At 38.5% G+C, this 535-nt stretch carries 1 pseudogene; it reads right to left on the reverse strand.

Annotated features, from left to right (window positions below):
- Positions 1-469: pseudogene (locus tag Q4566_RS17035) on the reverse strand (transposase); the annotation flags it as partial.
- Positions 470-535: the final 66 nt, after the last annotated feature.

Raw genomic sequence — 535 nt, forward strand, 5'->3', positions numbered from 1 at the left:
TCTCGTAAGCGATCATAAGCCTTCCAAAACCCTTCTTCTGAGTGTTCTTGTGCTTTCTGTTGTAAAGCTTGTTCTATCTCGGTGTCATCCTTAATCAATGGTGTATAATAATATACGCTCTTACTCATACCTAGAACACGGCACGCCCTACTGATGCCGTAATGAATAAGATCATTGGTGATACTTCGTTTACGGCAGGGCTTTAAAGCTTTTTTTCTATAATTTCTTTGGCCATCTGATGGTCAAGAGCTAACGTGGCATACATCTGCTTAAGCTTACGGTTTTCTTCTTCAAGCTCCTTTAGCCTCTTTAACTCTTTTGAATTCATTCCTGCGTATTTGGAACGCCACTTATAAAAAGCAGCAGAGCTTACTCCGTGCTCACGGCTTATTTGGTCGACACTCTTTCCGTTGTCAAACTCTTTTAAAATCTTTGCAATCTGTTGCGGGGTAAATTTACTTCGTCTCATAATACTGTTCAAATTTAAAAATTATTATTCTACTTTTAAACAGTTCGATTTTAGGGGAAGCTTACA

Origin of the sequence: Tamlana sp. 2_MG-2023, assembly GCF_030548465.1 — a bacterium.
Classification (GTDB): domain Bacteria; phylum Bacteroidota; class Bacteroidia; order Flavobacteriales; family Flavobacteriaceae; genus Pseudotamlana.